The 17,315-nt window shown below is 35.0% G+C and carries 17 protein-coding genes; 8 read left to right on the top strand and 9 right to left on the bottom strand.

The annotated features are described in order from the left end of the window. Nucleotides 1-132 precede the first annotated feature (132 nt). A complete protein-coding gene (locus tag ACTJJG_RS17025) occupies nucleotides 133-663 on the top strand; it encodes an NMCC_0638 family (lipo)protein (protein ID WP_032057792.1) in 531 nt (176 codons plus the stop codon). A gap of 62 nt (nucleotides 664-725) precedes the next feature. Here the strand turns inward: ACTJJG_RS17025 and ACTJJG_RS17030 are convergent, their stop codons facing one another. Next, the gene (locus ACTJJG_RS17030; RefSeq protein WP_440608988.1) at nucleotides 726-2,099 is read right to left on the bottom strand and encodes a dihydrolipoyl dehydrogenase; all 1,374 of its coding nucleotides are present in this window, start codon (nucleotides 2,097-2,099) and stop codon (nucleotides 726-728) included. Between the two features lie 146 nt (nucleotides 2,100-2,245). Between ACTJJG_RS17030 and ACTJJG_RS17035 the strand changes: the two genes are divergently transcribed. Continuing rightward, a complete protein-coding gene (locus ACTJJG_RS17035) occupies nucleotides 2,246-3,724 on the top strand; it encodes an Ig-like domain-containing protein (protein ID WP_032062606.1) in 1,479 nt (492 codons plus the stop codon). A 291-nt stretch (nucleotides 3,725-4,015) separates the two neighbouring features. Here the strand turns inward: ACTJJG_RS17035 and ACTJJG_RS17040 are convergent, their stop codons facing one another. After that, nucleotides 4,016-4,351, bottom strand: a complete 336-nt coding sequence (locus ACTJJG_RS17040) for a TIGR01244 family sulfur transferase (RefSeq protein WP_002116083.1) — start codon at nucleotides 4,349-4,351, stop codon at nucleotides 4,016-4,018. Between the two features lie 192 nt (nucleotides 4,352-4,543). Here ACTJJG_RS17040 and ACTJJG_RS17045 point away from each other — a divergent pair, with 192 nt between their 5' ends. The 3 genes from ACTJJG_RS17045 to ACTJJG_RS17055 are packed head-to-tail and all read left to right on the top strand — an operon-like array spanning nucleotide 4,544 to nucleotide 6,296. Further along, nucleotides 4,544-5,440: an alpha/beta hydrolase gene (locus ACTJJG_RS17045; RefSeq protein ID WP_032056731.1), complete on the top strand. Its 897-nt coding sequence runs from the start codon at nucleotides 4,544-4,546 to the stop codon at nucleotides 5,438-5,440. Beyond that, the gene (gene trxC, locus ACTJJG_RS17050; protein WP_032056730.1) at nucleotides 5,441-5,878 is read left to right on the top strand and encodes a thioredoxin TrxC; all 438 of its coding nucleotides are present in this window, start codon (nucleotides 5,441-5,443) and stop codon (nucleotides 5,876-5,878) included. A 1-nt stretch (nucleotide 5,879) separates the two neighbouring features. Then, nucleotides 5,880-6,296 (top strand): acyl-CoA thioesterase, encoded by a 417-nt coding sequence (locus ACTJJG_RS17055; protein WP_002116010.1) that lies wholly within the window; start codon nucleotides 5,880-5,882, stop codon nucleotides 6,294-6,296. Nucleotides 6,297-6,366: 70 nt separating this feature from the next. Here ACTJJG_RS17055 and ACTJJG_RS17060 read toward each other — a convergent pair whose 3' ends face one another. The 5 genes from ACTJJG_RS17060 to ACTJJG_RS17080 all read right to left on the bottom strand — a co-directional run bounded on the left by ACTJJG_RS17060 (nucleotide 6,367) and on the right by ACTJJG_RS17080 (nucleotide 11,672). Continuing rightward, complete coding sequence (locus ACTJJG_RS17060; protein ID WP_032056729.1) at nucleotides 6,367-6,873, bottom strand: nuclear transport factor 2 family protein; 507 nt, start codon at nucleotides 6,871-6,873, stop codon at nucleotides 6,367-6,369. A gap of 76 nt (nucleotides 6,874-6,949) precedes the next feature. Then, entirely contained in the window at nucleotides 6,950-7,444 is a 495-nt protein-coding gene (locus tag ACTJJG_RS17065) for a DUF4442 domain-containing protein (RefSeq protein WP_014207651.1), read from the bottom strand. Between the two features lie 433 nt (nucleotides 7,445-7,877). Beyond that, nucleotides 7,878-8,864: a hypothetical protein gene (locus ACTJJG_RS17070; protein WP_000957703.1), complete on the bottom strand. Its 987-nt coding sequence runs from the start codon at nucleotides 8,862-8,864 to the stop codon at nucleotides 7,878-7,880. Nucleotide 8,865: 1 nt separating this feature from the next. Next, complete coding sequence (locus tag ACTJJG_RS17075; protein WP_000134309.1) at nucleotides 8,866-10,005, bottom strand: hypothetical protein; 1,140 nt, start codon at nucleotides 10,003-10,005, stop codon at nucleotides 8,866-8,868. Nucleotides 10,006-10,571: 566 nt separating this feature from the next. After that, a complete protein-coding gene (locus tag ACTJJG_RS17080) occupies nucleotides 10,572-11,672 on the bottom strand; it encodes a hypothetical protein (protein WP_176326760.1) in 1,101 nt (366 codons plus the stop codon). A gap of 368 nt (nucleotides 11,673-12,040) precedes the next feature. Here ACTJJG_RS17080 and ACTJJG_RS17085 point away from each other — a divergent pair, with 368 nt between their 5' ends. Then, on the top strand, nucleotides 12,041-12,760 hold the full coding sequence (locus ACTJJG_RS17085; RefSeq protein WP_001281706.1) for a hypothetical protein: 720 nt from the start codon (nucleotides 12,041-12,043) through the stop codon (nucleotides 12,758-12,760). Between the two features lie 355 nt (nucleotides 12,761-13,115). On the opposite strand, the gene ACTJJG_RS17090 is transcribed toward ACTJJG_RS17085, so the two are convergent. After that, nucleotides 13,116-13,607, bottom strand: coding sequence for a YfbU family protein (locus ACTJJG_RS17090; protein ID WP_000762710.1), 492 nt, complete (start codon nucleotides 13,605-13,607; stop codon nucleotides 13,116-13,118). A gap of 269 nt (nucleotides 13,608-13,876) precedes the next feature. On the opposite strand from ACTJJG_RS17090, the gene ACTJJG_RS17095 reads away from it, so the two are divergent. Both ACTJJG_RS17095 and ACTJJG_RS17100 read left to right on the top strand, forming a co-directional pair. Then, the gene (locus ACTJJG_RS17095) at nucleotides 13,877-14,974 is read left to right on the top strand and encodes a PD-(D/E)XK nuclease family protein (protein WP_001177189.1); all 1,098 of its coding nucleotides are present in this window, start codon (nucleotides 13,877-13,879) and stop codon (nucleotides 14,972-14,974) included. A 108-nt stretch (nucleotides 14,975-15,082) separates the two neighbouring features. Further along, complete coding sequence (locus tag ACTJJG_RS17100) at nucleotides 15,083-15,367, top strand: hypothetical protein (protein WP_372552836.1); 285 nt, start codon at nucleotides 15,083-15,085, stop codon at nucleotides 15,365-15,367. 227 nt (nucleotides 15,368-15,594) lie between these two features. Here the strand turns inward: ACTJJG_RS17100 and ACTJJG_RS17105 are convergent, their stop codons facing one another. Then, nucleotides 15,595-16,800, bottom strand: coding sequence for a hypothetical protein (locus ACTJJG_RS17105; protein ID WP_372552835.1), 1,206 nt, complete (start codon nucleotides 16,798-16,800; stop codon nucleotides 15,595-15,597). Nucleotides 16,801-17,315 lie beyond the last annotated feature (515 nt).

The following is a 17,315-nucleotide window of genomic DNA, read 5'->3' on the forward strand; positions in this document are numbered from 1 at the left end:
ATTCTAAACACCCCCGTTCCAATGAATGGGGGTGTTTCTTTATTGCGATAAAAAAATCTAAATCCCCGACTAACTTTAGAATGAATTATGATATAAATCACATTATTTAGAATGATAACAAGAGTATTAATCATGAAATTTTCAGAATTTAAAATATTTTCCTTTATATTGGCTACAACACTGAGTTGTAGTTGTATATATGCTAATGAAACTGTGAAAAGTTTGTATAGTACAAAAGCTTTTTTAAATATTTGTGTAAGTTCTAGAGGAAATCCAGAATTAATAAATAAACAAGCAAAAAATATGGGATTTATCCAAATGCCTAATGAATATGCTGCGCATTTTTTAAAAGATTATAATGGTCATGCTTGGATGATAAGTTCTTCTGAAGGAAAATTTTTTATTACTCAACTCGATAATGGCGTATGTTCATTATTTATAAATAAAGGAAATTCAACTGAAATTCAGAAGAATTTAGAAAACTGGCTACCTCCAGAATCTACGGGCCTAACTTATAAAAAAGAAGTATTTAAAGATAAGAATTTGACCACAACAAATTATATTATTTCTAAAAATGGGAAGCCTTTAGAGACATGGATATATACTAGTTCATCTGAAAAGAATGCTTCATTAGTTGCGGTTATTTCCCATCAAATGAATTAATTAAAGCAATGTGAAGTAGAGAAGAGCCAATTTTGATTAATAAAGGGCTCTTCTAAAATAGATTACTTCAGTTGTCTACGCGCATGCTTTAGAGCAGTTCGAAGACCTTCTTCTAAAGTCGGATGATAAAAGGGTTTCTCTAGAATATCATTTAGCGTTAATTCTTCACCGATTATCCAGCTTAATAAATGGGCCATATGTTCAGTTGCTTCTGTAAATAGCTCAGCACCTAGAAGCTTTTGGCTTTCCCTTTCTATATAAACTTCAATAGCACCTTTATTTTTTCCAAGAACTATAGCTCTTCCTTGTCGTTCATAAGAGGCTTCGCCTGTAATAAAATCTATACCTTCATCTTTTAGCTGTTTATAACTTTGACCTACGATCGCCATTTCAGGATGGCTAAACACAACTCCTAATGGAGTAAGGGTCTTAACTGAATTAACCTGTGGATAATTTAAACAGTTATAAACAACTTTTTTACCTTCATGAGCTGCTTCATGCTGTAGTGGTGTTGAGGTGTAAGCATCCCCAACAATAAAAACTGGATATGTATCTAGCTGCTTAGTTTTAGCATTTACAGGTAATAACTTAATATCTTTGAATGAATTATCAATATTTTCTAGTTTTAAAGTATCAATTAAACTTGTACGGCCAGTTGCAGCTAAAACATATTCAACTTTGAGAGTTTTCTCTGTTTCATCAAGTTGGTAAGTTAATACAGCATTTTCCTGACTGCATTTAACTTCACTCGGTAAAGTCTCGAATAGAATTGTTAATTCTTTTCCTAGCTCTTTTTGAGCAAGCTGTTGAAGTCTAGAACTGGTTAGGATTCCAATTCGTTTACTGCGAGCGAAGATTGTTGTTTCTACACCTAGGCGATGCATAGCTTGTGCGATCTCAAGAGCGATTACACCGCTACCAATTACAGCAATAGATTTAGGAAGTGTTTTTAACTCAAATATTTGGTCTGTTGTTATAAGCCGGTTTCCTAATTCTTGCTTCCAAATTTGATCATAATTAGGAGTTGAACCAACCGCTAGAATAAAACTTTTTGATTTATACTGTTTTCCGATAACTTCTACAGTTTGTGCATCAATAAAATATGCTTTGCCAGAAATTTTATGCTCAGTCGGCCATTGATCTACATCTTTTAAAGTTGCTTGTGTAAATCTGTCACGTAAAGTTTGTACATGCTGCATTACTTGATCAGTATTAATATTTGCAGATACATCTAAAGCAACCTCTTGAGCATTTTGAATGTCAAACATACGGTTTGCTGTAGAGATGAGAACTTTACTTGGCATACAGCCTACACGGGCACAAGTGGTATCCCATGGTCCATCATTTATAATTAAAATATTGTTGGTATGTTTAACGGCTTCTTTGTATGCGCTAATACCAGCAGTACCTGCGCCAATGATAATAATATCGAACATTATAAATTCCAATATCTATAAGTTTTCACTTAATAAGTTACATAATAAAACACAATGTAATTTATGTTTACAGAGTATGGTGAATATGATTACACTAATAATATAAATAATTAAAAAATCTTATACCTTTAGGAAAGATTGGGGAAATGAAAAGTATGTATAAAAAACAACTTACCTTAAAGTTGTCGGCTATTGCTGTGTCAATTATGTTAGCAAGTTGTGGTGGGGGAGGCGGTGATGGCTATTACCAAAATGGTTCATCAAATAGTAACTCATCATCTGGAAGTAGTAATAGCGGATCTCAGCAAGCGACTGCTACAGCTTTAAAGATAGAACTAGATAAATTATCAGTTGCTGCAACGAATGATACTTTAACTGTTACTGTTAGAGCTTTAGATAAGAATAAAGGCGGTGTTGCTGGTGCTAATATCACTTTGGAATTAGATGATCCAACAAATAACGTATCTATAGAAGGCGTATCTACTCAAACTACTGATGCGGCAGGTAATGCTATATACATTATAAAAACACCAAAAACATCGAGTTCGATAAATGAGTTGGTGAAAAATGGTTTTAAATTAAAAGTCTCTACGAATAATGGTACACTTACTCAAGAACAGACAGTGACAGTAACAGGTAGCAACAGTACTGTCGAAGCTGATACTACGAGTATTGTATTGTTTGATGCTACAAAAACCTCTCTAAATGTTAGAGGTGATCAAACAACCGTCACATTAACAGCTGTAGATGCAAATGGTGCAACTTTAGCAAACCAAGCGATTACACTTAAAGTTAGAAATTCAGTTTTAAATGGTGTCAAATTTACTCCTAATACGACACAAACTGATGCAAATGGTCAGATCACCTATACTTTATCTTTTAGTGAAAATCAAAGAACTTCATCATATAGTGCTGCTCAGTTCGTAACAGATGATCTTGTTTTAGAAGCAAACTTTGGCCAATCTACAAAAATTTATACTTATAAACTTGATGTGGTTAATTCTGATGTACCAGTAGCAGTAGGCGCTATTGCCGTAGCATATAATCCGACCACAATGGAAGATTCAAGTGATGGAGTCTACTACTATAAAAATATTTCAGTACAAGTGACTGATGTGGATGGTAAACCGATACCCAATCAAGATGTAGTCATGGGCGTTAATGCTCTTGCGTATTATAAGGGGCGATATGGGTTTGTTGATACTTCTAATCCAACTGATGGTAAACCAGATGAATATCTTCCTGTTATTAGAACAGCCTGTACATCACCAGTCCAAGCTGTAAATGTGAATGGGGACGTTATTAATCAATTAAAGCCGCTTAAAGAAAATTCTACAGTCCAAGTTGTATCGTATATCAACAGTGCAGGTACCGCTGCAACCAATAATAAATATACGACAGATGCAAATGGACGTTTTGATCTTAAAATTCAATATCCTAAAATTTATGCATCATGGTTAACTGTTCAGTTAACTGCTAAATCTACAGTTTCGGGAAGTTTAATTAAAGGATCTACATCTTTAACTTTAGGTTATCTATCGAAAGATGTTAATCTTACTGATCTTAATGGGCCAAATATAGAAAGCCCATATGGAATAGATCCAAATTGTTCAAATGGTAATTAATATAAAAAGAAGCAGCATTTAAGCTGCTTCTTTTTTTAGAGTTGTGTTCCCATACTAACTCCTACGGTAGGTCGGACCTGCATAGATGAGCATGCACTAAGAATAAGACAACTGACCAATAAAAATATAAGTTTATTCATAAGAGAACTGAGAAATTTAATGTGATTTTAATACTTTAGCTGAAAATTATTTATATATCTGTTGAGTTGATACAGTTGTATATATTCTTTTTATTAATAAAAGCTCTACTTTTTAGGAAAAATAGAGCTTCTCGTTGGCTCATTCAATAATTTAATCGTCTAATAAATCCATTTGTTTTGCTAATTGATATAGATTATTTGAACGGTTTCCTGTGCGGCAGAACATCAGCACAGGTTTTGGCAATTCATTATAATGATTAGCAAAAGTACGTACATCTAGCTCAGTAATCTGTCCAGCTACAACAGGTTGATAAACATAGTCTAAGCCTACTTGACGTGCTGCTTCTTCAATCTGAGCGCTTGTAGGTTGTTCTGGGCCGCCTTCCATATCTGGTCGGTTATTAATAATAGATTTAAATCCTTTTTCTACAACTTGGCCAACGTGTTCTGGACCAATTTGACCTGCGAAACCAACATTATCTGACATTTCGTCACTCCAAAATTTAACAAAACCTCTTATGCTGTATCATAGCATTAAGCTTAACCTGAGATACAAGACACTAAAACGTTGTTCCTACATAGATAAAACTTATGTCATAGAACAGCTCTAGATTTTTAAAAGGCGATCAGGATGTTTTTTGTAAATTCATTACTTCGACCATAATGCCACGGAGCACATATGCACGCTTATACGGTTGAGCCTTTATATGTTCCATGTGATCAGGAAATGATCGCAGCTGACTTTTATATTCCAAAAACAAATAATAAATCTGCGGTAATTATCATGGCGCATGGTTTTGCCGGATTGCGTCAATTTAAACTCATTCAGTATGCCCAGCGATTTGCACAAGCAGGTTACGCTGTTATTTTATTTGATTACAGATATTGGGGCGGTAGTACTGGCAAGCCTAGAGAAATGGTCTCTATCAATTTACAATTAGAAGATTGGAAGACAGTGATTCAGTATGCTTCGACTTGTAAACTTGTAGATAACCGAAGGATTGTGCTTTGGGGAACTTCTTTAAGTGGGGGATATGCGCTAAGCCTAGCTTCTGAGTTAAAGAATATTCAAGCAGTTTTAGTACAAATTCCATATGTAGATGGCGCTGAAACTGCCAAGCTCTATCCTTTACAGCGTTATCCCCAAGCATTAAAGCTATCGAGTCAGGATTATATGGGATCAAAGATGGGGCTTAATCCAAAGCGATTACCTGTTGTTGATCAACATAACCTATGCTTTATGCCTACCGCAGATAGTTATTATGGCTATTTATCGATTGTAAATCCTGACTATTATTGGAGTGGGGAAGTCCCAGCTCGTGTCTTCTTTAATCTGATGCGCTACCGTCCAATTCAAGTTGTGCGCCAGATTAATATTCCTGTTTTATTTATTGCTGCTCAAAAAGATTCGCTTATTCCTATTGAGTCAAGCCGTGAAGCTGCGACAAATATTGCGCCTTTTGTGAATTATCATGAATGGGATATGAAACATTTTGATATCTATCACGGTTCATGGTTTGAAAAAGCAGTAACAACCCAATTAGAATTTTTACATCAGCATATAGGAGTGATGTAAATGATTATTGTATGTGCATCGTGTGGTGCTAAAAACCGAGTTCCAGAAGAAAAACTTCCGGAGCAACCAAGCTGTGGGCAATGTCATCAGCCCTTACTACCGCTTGTACCTATTGAGTTAAATGAGCAAAATTTTAGTAACTACATCACGAATAGTGATCTACCTATTCTTATAGACTTATGGGCAGAATGGTGCGGACCTTGTAAAATGATGGCTCCACATTTTGCGCAGGTCGCAAAACAAAATCCAGGCGTTATCTTTGCCAAGATTAATACCGAAGAATCTCCTCGCTTGAGCCAAGCTTTTCATGTGAGAAGTATTCCGACACTTGTCTTAATGAATAAAACGACAGAGGTCGCGCGTATTAGCGGTGCATTACGTGCGCCTGAATTGCAACAGTGGCTCGATCAACAACTTCAAACGAATTTCGGGAGCTAAGGTGTCAGAAGCTTATACCAAACCAGAAGGAATTTTATCCTTACAAACGATTGCCATGCCAGCAGATACAAACTGGAGTGGTGATGTATTTGGTGGATGGATTGTGTCACAAATGGACTTGGCTGGAGCAATTCACGCAGAACGTTTCAGTCGTGGTCGCTGTGCTACGATTTCTATTAATCAAATGACCTTTTTGGTTCCGGTAAAAGTTGGCTTTGTCATTAGCTGCTATACCAAGATCTTAAAAGTTGGAAATACTTCTATTCAGATGCAAATTGAAGTTTGGGATAGTCATGATGACTCTCGTGAACCAATACGCATTACTGAAGGAGTTTTTACCTTTGTAGCAGTAGATGTAAAAGGTAATAAGCGTCAAATACCTGAAGAAGCGAAACAAAAGTTTTTGGAAACTCAATAAGAATCAGAAAGCCTGAATATTAGTATTCAGGCTTTAATCTTTATTCAAAAGAAAAATGAGTTTTTAGAAATTAAAACATCGTATTTGTATTTTTGCTTTGCTCAGGAATATTTTGTATTACATCCCAATGCTCTACGATTTTTCCATTTTCAACACGGAATATATCAACAATCGCTCTTCCTCGATCTTTTTCATTTTCAGTCGAATGGACATGTAAAACGACAAGATTACCTTCAGCAATCGCACGTTTAATCTCATTTTTAGCTTGCGGATTCTTTTGGAATTTTTCAGTGAAGAAATTAACGAAAGGTGCTTTCCCATCTGGAACATTAGGATTGTGCTGAATGTATTGTTGACCAATATAGCGGTCTGCATATTCTTTAACTTTATGTTTTAAAAAGACACCTTCATAAAAGTCGGTCACTATTCTTTTGTTTTGAGCACTTACTTTATCAATAGCTTCTGATTTAGCCGAAGTTACTTTACTGGTTTTAATGCTGGGTTCAGTCGCGTGAGCCGTTATTGTTGTAAATATTAAACTGGTAAATAAAGAGGAAAGAATTAATATTTTTTTCATTTTTAACCTCAAGATACAAAATATTAGTTTTATATCTTGAGGTAAATAACCGTCTAAAAATACTTTAGATTAGTTATTATTTCTTACGTTTAGGTAACCATGCCCAGAGCATTTGGCATTGAATTGGTTCATTGCCTGCATCATCAATCACAGTAACAGGAATCACAAGTTCGCCTTTCTCATTATCTGCAATAAACTTTTGTTGTTCAACAGACAATGTTGCTGTAGCAGTCAAACCGCCTTCAACCACTTTTAAATAATCTACATGTAATGATTTGATTAATAAAATTCGATTATCGGGAATATGTAAACCGGTTAGAAAACCTGTTGCAGTTTCTGCTAAAAGAGCCATAGCCGCAGCGTGGACGCCTTTAATATGATTCTGCATATTTTTTTGGTTATCTAAACGGACAGTAACGTGGTTTGAGTCTACTTCCAGATAGCGGATATTTGCTGTACCCACCATTGGTACGATACGACCAAACGCCTTGCTCCAAAGCGTGCTCCGAATGCCTTTAGGGAATTTTGAAGTTGCTTTTACCAGTTTTGATAGACGGTTGGATTGAGACATGGGATTACCTTAGCTTTAAATGGCCGACAAGATATTAATCTTTAAAGTTATTGAATTTTTAATTGGTTTTAAAGTTTTGATATTTAATGATTATTTGTATTTTTTAACTTCGTATACCCGTTGTTATACCCGTTTTCAAAATTTATACAAACTACAAAAAATATGCCCCTTGTACAGGGGCATATTAGCAAATCGAAGCAGGTTAGGAAATAAGCTCATTACAGAAGTTTATTCTTTTCAACAATCTCTTTGACATAAGAGGCATGCCAATAGGTAATCTTTTTCCCATCGTAATAAGGCTTTTTTATTTCACCTCTTTTAATTTTCCCGTAAAAGCAGGTTGTCTTGCAGCCTAGTAATTCCATGAATTGTTTTGGACTAATTCGAGGGTCAATATCAAATTTATGCATAACTCCCATTTTACTTACCTCTATTACTGTTTAACTTCAAATTTAGAAAACAAAACTTTAAAAGTAGGATGAGTTCCACCCACTCTGATGAACTTATCTGTACCTACCACATACGTTTTCAAACGTTTCATCTGTTCCTTGTAATCAGATGATTTCTTGATGAATCGGTTACTTAATAGAAATCCATTTAGGGGGGTGGATGCTAATACCACCTGATTCTGACTATTAGGTTCTACCAAACGTTTAACCTCTTCCATGAACCTTAGATTGGTAAAACTGCATGGATCATTAATAAACTGACATTCAGTGAAGACTAAATAACGGCAGATGAGTTGGTAATTGACAGTGATTTCCCGTTTAACCAATACACCACATACTGCATTTTCTTTACTTTGGCAGATGAGTCGTGTGATTTCTCCATCGATAGACTCCGAGAAAGTTGATTGGCTTGAAAATGCAACATTGGAAAACAAGTGTTGATTTAAAGGATAGACACAAATCACTTCATTCATGTCGCAACCTTTAAGAGGTTTTTTTAAGTCTTTCATGAACTGATCATACCGTTGTTCACCTTCATTAAACTGCTCATTCCAGTGGTTAAGCTGTTGATCATATTCACGTGTTAATAATGAATTATTAAAGTATTGAATACTATTCAGAATAAAATCCTGATTAAGTTCTTGATTGGGGGGAATGAAGAGGAGTCCACTCTGATTGAAGAAACAAGAGCTGGCTTCTAGGAACGGACTCATCTTGTTATGCCCCATCCGCCCATTCGTGAAAGGACTATCTTTTATGATTGAGATGTTTGAAGGAAACTCTTGTCCAGCTTGATTTAAACCCATACGTTTCTGACCATCCTCATCAGTTTGTAATGAGTAAATAGCTTTGATTTTCAAGATTTTCTGGAAAGTTTGTTGAAGACTATTAATGCATGTGGTCGGGCCATAAGGCAGTTGTGCTATAGCAGCATTTGCCTGACTTTCAATAAGTTGATTTTGAGTTAACATTCTATCTGCCCTTCTTCACATTCAAATTCTGATTTAAACCACTTGCTTTACCTTTACTGATTACAGGAGGCTGGCTCATCTGTAATCGTTTATAAGAGTTCTCTCCTAGATATTTCAGTCTAAAAAACTGTTCTAACTGACAGTAGTATTGAATACTCAACATGAGATTCTCCCGTTGTTCTTTATCCATTTCTTTGATCAGGCTAATCCCAGTAGGGGATTGGCTTGAGTCGCTGTCACAGAAATATGTACAGCCTTGTTGATTCGTCAGCCTGCTCCAGTATTTAGACAGGTACTTGACGTAATCCTCAGTCTGACAAGTATTGCCATCCAGAAAGAAGATCACTTTGACAAAGACACCCTTTTTAAGGCTATGTCCAAAGTAAAAGAGATACCCTTTAATCTGTTTTAGGGTTTTATTACGTCGTCGGTTCTCAAGGAGTTGGTCTATCTGTTGTTTAAGACGCTCAAACTGATAAGGTCCATGGAACCTCTGTTTCAGGTCAGTTGGATGATTGTGTTGTAAATCTTGCTGATCTGGCGTATAAGCAAAATCTACAGGTAAGACCCATAACTGACCGTACTTCTGGAATAACTTGCTTATTAGCAACTTACACGACGTAAAGTTCTCTTTGTGTTGCTTCTCTCTGTTCTGGATAACCTCCTTCACGGTTGGGCTGTTAAGCTCCTCACGTAACAATTCAATAAATTCATTAAGTAACTCGATCTGTTGTTTCAAATTACTTGGGTTTCTTCCTCTTAAATTTCTTTCAAACAAGCCGTATAGGTTTGGAGGACTATCCATTGCATTTAATGTTTTGAAGAAACATTTAGTCTCTTCACATAGATCGAAATGCTTGAAGAAATAAGGATTGGTATTTATTAGTTCATCAAGTATCTTAATGAATGGTCTAAACCAGTCCTCATATTCAAAATATTCCCTCCCTTGATCTGTCTGTTTGACCGTTGCTGCTGGCAACTGGGTCTTATTACACTCCAGAACAAAGTGAGGTATATCCAGCATCCGATCTAACCGAAAATCACTGTATAAAAAAAGTGATTGGCAAACATCAGATGGTGCAAGGGTGACCTGATTTTCACAGATCAATGTCCTCAATTTCTTAGCGTTAAACTCCGTCATGTCTCTACTGCTTTTGGACTAAGCGATTACATACTTAGCTGTATCATTTCTGTCATACCCGTGTTTGACATGAGTTAAGGGTCCTATGCCTGAAACTCATCATCATTCTGTTGAGACTAGAGAAGGAGCTGGCAAATCCTTCTCTTTTAAAATCTTTCTTAGTTCCTGTGTAGTGGGATGATGTGAGTAATCCTACAAATGATTTAGCGATATTTCTTTAAGATTCTCCTTATGGGTAGGAAAAATATTTTTGTTTTTTAAGTGACTGAAAAAATATGGTTATTCACTGTTTTATTCTTTTTTTGAGAGATTATGATTATCCAAATAAACTCTTTTAAAAATCAAAATGTTATGATTTTGCATGTTAATTTTTAGTTTATTTTTTATAGTTTAAAAAGTCTTGTGAAAAAATTAATCTTTTAAGCTTGGAACATTGAAATGGTGAGTATTTTAGAGGCTGAAACTTACGAGCTGAGTAAGAATACCTAGCAGTATTCTTTAGTTAGAATCCTGCCAGATATTGTTTCACTTGGGATGGGGGAGTCTGAGGTAGGAAAATATATTACTTATGCTTGAATAAATTCTTTGATAAAGTCTTCATCATTTTCGATCCATTCTCTTATCACATCGTCTGAATATGAATTTCTTTTGATAAAAGTATATTTCCCAAGCTTAAAGTTTTTTTCTAGTGTTTCTTGTTCAGCGATTAACATGTCTAAGTGTTTTAGTCTTTCCTGAGCATGGGAACGGCGTTCCGTATTGGAAGCATAAGAATTTAACCAAGCATTCTTTTTTAGTTCTTTTTCAAGTCTGTCCTTGGCTTGTGAATATAGCTGTTTATAGTCACGACGCCCTGCTAAAGCATAATCTAAATTCTGCTTGGGTTGGTCTTTCATGATTTCACGAAACTGTGTTTTTACTATTGGGTCTTTAACAATTGCATTGACTGCGTTCCATTTTTTATTCTTTTCACAGCTTATTTCTTTAATGACTTTAATAAATAAAGTACGATGCCATTCATTGAGTTGGCTAGATTTATTTTTGTTGAATAATTCAATCATGTCTTCGCCAAAGTCAGGATCTGCCACGTATCTTGCTTGTTGACCTAAAGGATAGAAATACATCATCTCACGATTAGTTATACCGCAATCCTCTGGTGAGAATAAAAGGTATGATGCGTTTTTGAGAAGCCCTTGAAGTAGTTTGTTTACTTTTTCAATTTTTTCTATTTGAGATAAGCAGGCTTGGATGTCGCCATTCCATAAAATCTCACGGGTATCTTTGCATAGACAAAATAAATAAGATAAAAGAAGTTCTTCTGGCATCTTGCCAATTTCAAAAGGGTTTTTTATTAGTTCATCCCTAAGATATAAATAGTCATCATAGGGAGTAATGACACGAGTGTGTTCTCCTTTATCGTATAAATATTCATATTTGAATGCTTCATTATTTACATTGCTGACGATGTGATTAGGGTCTATAGAGATTGGGTCTATATAGTCGCGCTTTTGATGGCTATAGCGGTCAAGAATATATCTTTCATAGATGCCCAGTTGTTCAATGATATAAGGAATTTTTTCATTATTCGTTTTGTCTTCCTGATGATCAGATGGAAATCCCATGAAAAAGAGTTCATTTCTGGCATGGTCTATATCATTGTTATTCATTAGATTTAAGGCTCGAAAAATTAGAAACTAAAAAAAAGTAATATATAGTAGAAGTTATTGAGGATATAGATAGTATTTTATCGATCGTAAACTGAAGTATAAGATAGCACAACAATAAAGCTCGCTTTTTTATTCAATAAGAACAGTGGCGGAACGGATAAAATGGAACTGTTTACTGAACTATTTTGAAGTACCAAAATTATTTGCAGGCCAATATATTTGATAAGTATGCTCCAAATTCTATTGATGATTTTAAGTCTATCTTAGAAAAAAACGAACTATTATTACATGGTATTAAATTTTGGCACTAGAACATAATTTTAATGATAGGTAAAATTCTTTACTTTATTAATTATAGGGTTATATTCATGTCTGATTTAAATGTATTAAAAATACTTGCCACAAATATAGGGATTAGTGGCGTTGATACTTTGGCTATGGGGCTGGGATCAGCTATAAAAAACTCTGTTACAGAGATTCAAAATTACACGAAGCAAACAAGTGATGCGATCTATTATTTACAAGTGAAAACTTTTCTTGAAACAGCGGAACTGGACCAAGATGACGTAAATACATTTTTTCAAAATAATCCTGATAATCAACGTTTAGGTGCTGAGATATTTAAAATATTAGAGCAAACTTATATTGAAAACCAAAGTCAGATGATGGCGAGAGCTTTCAGCTTATATGTACAAAAAAAAATTGAGAAGCCTATACTGGATCAATTAATATATATAATCACTAATTTAAACCAATATTTGATCAATAAGTTAGAAGAATATCTACCAGAGGATGCAATAACAATTAAAGAGTTTGATTTGCTTCATGAGTCAATAGGCTTGGATTCAATTTTTAATCCAGATGGTAATTATACAAGAGATGAAATCGCTTATGATCGTAAGATTTCGAGTTTTTTCTCACGTAAATATAAAAACGTACCACAAGCATTAATTAATTTTGAATTTTATAAACCTATAGACATGGCTATAACTATGGATCTAGAAACTTTACCTCAACAAGAATATGAACCAACTCGTTTTTTCCTATGGTTCGTAACACATATATTAAAAGATAGTATTTCTAAGTAATAAAGCATACGGTAGACCTGACAAAAAATTATACATTCCTGAACTGCTAGAAATAGTAGTTCAATTTTGGAATGAATCCCTATGATTTACACAATTTTCATTGGATATAAATAAAGTAAAAGAATATTTTCCTCCTATATATCATTTCTCTAGGATATTTATTGAGGGAGCTAACCTTATCTACTCTAAATATTTGTATATTCTTAAGCGAGCTTACCTGCTGATGAAACTTAATAGAAAGATTTTACGTAAATTTAGCGTTTTCTTGAGTAAGGTGAAATGATTAGAATTAGTTAGATAGATAAAAAACAATCCGTAGAGTAAAGCCCTAGTTGGGCTTTACTCTATAAATCATTTATCGACTTAAAATATATAAAATTTGTTCCTTTGATAAAGTATTTGATTTATCAAGTTCTTTCCATTTTTGAATCATATTCTGGTATCTATCTGCTTTAGGAGAGTGAGAGTTAAGTACGCCAGCGTCAATTGTAGAAGAAAAGCGGTGAGCTTTGTTCAAAGCATCTACAAACCCCATAAGTTCTGGCTCACGATTTCCATCAAAACCAGCAAAGCTTACTTCTTGGATAGAAATACCTGATTTATCAGTCAGAGCATCATAACTATCTTTTAATGCTTCATAAACTTGTAGGATATTGAGTACTAACTCAGCATCTTCATCTGGAAGGTTTTCATAAAGGGCATCAAAACTGTGTTGATATAACCATTTATGTCCTTCTCTCAATTGTTCAGCTAGAAGTAAATAATGGTCATCCTTCTTCAGGGTACCCAAGATTTCATATTGGTTGGATAAAAACAAACGTTCTTTATCTGTTAGATCAAGTTTCATATGTTGCTCTTTTAAAGTATGAAAAATAAATAGATTGTTTTATTTTTAACTATTTCAAGGGCTGAAATATAATATTGCTTAATTTGATGAGAAGTCGGTAAGGGGCTTAGTGATAAATATTGTTACTTTAGTTGATTAAGGCGGTAGCATGCTAAGAGACTTTACTGCATCGTGATAAAATATTTCAAGCACTTGATTTTTCATTGATTTAGTTTATCGTGGTTCTGATTGATGGGATCAACTGATGCTTTGGGATTAATGGATAAAATATGCAGTTATCTATCTTTGAACACTATAAGCAACTGCTCAAAAATGCGAAGAAATATAAAATACCACCTCGGGAAAAAACATTCTTTGATACAGCAATTCGTAACCATTACGAAAATCCGACTACGGAACTATTAGAGTTCTTTCTGAACCCAACTGAATCGCATGATCTTGGTGATTTATTTTGGAAGGGTTTCTGTGATGTTTTACAGCAAGAGGCAAGCCTGAGTAAATTAGATCTAGGCAATATTGTGAAGCTGGAAAGGGAGTATGCTACTCATCAGGGCAACCGTATTGATTTATGGATAGAAACAGATACCTGTTTTATTTTGCTAGAAGCTAAAATTTATCATCACCAAAATAATCCTTTTCAGGATTACATCCAATTTGCTCAATCTAAAAATCAGTCTAAGAATAAGCAAATTGTAGGGGTTATTCTTAGTATTGCAGGGAAAAGTGAGAAGAAAGGCTGGCTTGGTTTATCGTATCAACAAATTGTAAATAGTATTCGTCCATATTTGGCAGAGCAAATGCTGGCTAATCCAATGAATAAATGGAATCTCTTTGCTCGTGAGTTCTTACTTCATTTAGACAGTTATTATCGGATAAAGAATTTAGATATGAATCGTGTACAATTTATATTAGATCATTATAAGGAAATAGAGGAACTTCAACGGCTTCGGACTAGTACTATTAGTGAGGTTGTGGATAGCTTAAGTCAGCAGCTTAATGAAATGATTGATGGTTATGAATCTGAAAATAAGTACGAGTCGTGGGGTGGTATTCGTTTTTATAATAAGGCTTGGGGAAACAAATCTAATACTACGTTATTGATAAAACAAGAGGATGGACAAACGGTCATTAAAGTTATTACTTACATCCTTAACCTATCGCTTGAGCTGGAAGAAGAAGCTTTTTCTATTTTAGGTACTCAAACTGATTCACGATATCTAGATCAGAAAGTTGAAAATTATCGTAGAGGTACTGAACGCTGGTTGTGTATTTATTGGCGCTCACCTGAAAATAATCTGACAGCAATTACAGATTTACTTTTCGAAAAAGTTAAGCTTTTAGATACTATTGAAAGAACTTTAAAATAATTTTAAATCAAATTGTTACTTAGCAAGTTTATGTAGCTTTAAGATATATGAGTGAGCAACTCGGCTATAAACTCATTGTACGCTATAGAGTTTAGTGAAAGGGTCTTTATGAATAATAATCAATTTTTAAAATGTTTCTTTGAGATCGAGGCTGGCAAAGAACTACCCCATCTTGAGGAGGATTATCACCATATAACTTTCACCGTAACAATTACCCCTGATGTGCCTGACAAAGATTACATTGTAGTGTTTTCAGGCGATAATTTAATATTTCCTATTATTCTTGAGTTTCCTAAAAATGAACATCGTTTAAACCTAGGTTGGATTGATATCTTTTATATTTCGAAAAAGGCAGTCCGTAAAGACAAAAAAGAATCAAGTTTCTTAAGTTGATTGATGAGTACATCAGGTCCAATCATTTACTTGATTTAGACGAATAACGGGTTTTCTAGAATTAAAAAATAAGACTGTAAGTGAATGTTCACTTAGACACGGTCTGTGTTTTTATAGAAAAAATACCTTGAGCTGTTTATGCCCAAGGTTTGATAAGTGGACGTATGTAACCATATGTCGACTTGGAATCTATAAGATTTTACAGAAAAATTACTGAGCTACCTAACCTATCCGCACATCCGTAAATGTGATTGATCATGCTTTCGGGGGCATCCCATTTTGACGTCAGGGATTACTGGAGTCTGGCTGATACGGAACCCTCGAATGCGTTTCTGTGTCGTAAATTGGAAGTACTGATCATTCTTGCAAAGATAATCAAAACTCTGTTCAAGGTTCTTTAACATCTCTACATCAGAATAATCCAACATTCCTAAAGCACAATAACGGTAATCCTCTTTCTTCATATTGCAGATAAATACCGAACCCTGATTATTGGTCACGTGTTTCCATTGTTTAGCAATGTACTGTCCCCAAGTGATATCTGCCTGATGGTCCTGTCCTTCAAAGAAGTAATAAGCATGCACGTGATAACCCTTCTGGGGGCCGTATTCAATGCGGTGGATATAACCCAGCGCATGCTTCATCCGATTCATTCTGGCATTCTCATTAAGTCGCTCAAGCGCTTTTAGAATGAATTGGCTATCTTGTTCAGACTTCCATTGGTTAGATGAAATATGGTGGTTTATTAGACTCTCTGGACTTCTCATAATACCGAGGTCTACTCTAACAACGAGTATTTTGGAATGTACATGGAGTAGGGCATGTACAAGCTCTATCATTTTCTCTTTGGTCTTTAGTCGACTAGCCTTGCGGTTATGCAATCGTTTACGGACTTTAGCGCTGCTCATTCTCTCATTGAGTAGATTCTGAAATTGATTCAAAGCGTCCACGTAAGTTTGAGCTTGTTCGTTGGTATAAGCGCTATTTGATAAGAATGTGCCTAGAACGAGTCTCTCCGCATCCGATAAGTCTTGAATGACAGAATGGATAGTTTCTAACTCTACGCTCACAGTATAGGTGTCAGACAAAGGCATGGAGAAGATTGAAGGCAATGCTGAGACTAATTGAATTGGAAGGTCTTTTGCATGTTGCACGGATAGTTTCTTATTGCCCTGAATGTCTTTAGTCGTTCGCAATGAAGCTAAAGGACGTTGCTGATGACAATGAATCCCTAACTGTAAGCGGTCAATAAAACACGGAGTTTCAGGATGAGAAGGCAATCGAAATTCAACTAGGTCACCTTCATCGTTGTTTACCTCATAACAGGCATAATCTTGCTGAATCTGATCAAGTAGCTGTAGTGCTTCTAGGTCGTCTAAAGACCATTGCCCAGCACTAGACATTAAGTTCGGTTTAGTGATGTAGTGGTTCATAGATATATACCTACAAGTTGAATGATGTATTTGGGTCAATTAGACAAAGCTCATCTTGGGACACTGTTTGAGCAGTGCCCTCAATGAGCATTCAAGATTTAATTGTGGAGGTGTTACTAGTCGTCGTTATGCACACAGGGGGGAAGTGTATTGACTGATGGAAGCAGAGACATAAGGGGAGAGCTAAACTCTGGTCACATGTGTATTAATCATGGATGAAATATATCTTGGATATATATTTCATCTGGAATACTAGATTGTATGTATTGACTGGATAATTGAATTGTTAGTTACATAGGTTAGTTAATTAAATATATAAATAATTTAAAACCTAAATTCGGTTCATGTTTTGCCTACTTCTATACGACAATTTTAACCTTCTCAGAAATGCGAGCATATTGGGATGAAGCCGATATACGGACTTAAGCAGATCAGAAAGCTCTTTTTCTCACGAACTGGACTCGGTAATTTTTATCTCGTATGATGTGCCAATGTCGTAAAAAATAACTGAATTA

It is taken from the genome of Acinetobacter sp. 22512 (genome assembly GCF_052044755.1).
Lineage (GTDB): Bacteria > Pseudomonadota > Gammaproteobacteria > Pseudomonadales > Moraxellaceae > Acinetobacter > Acinetobacter pittii.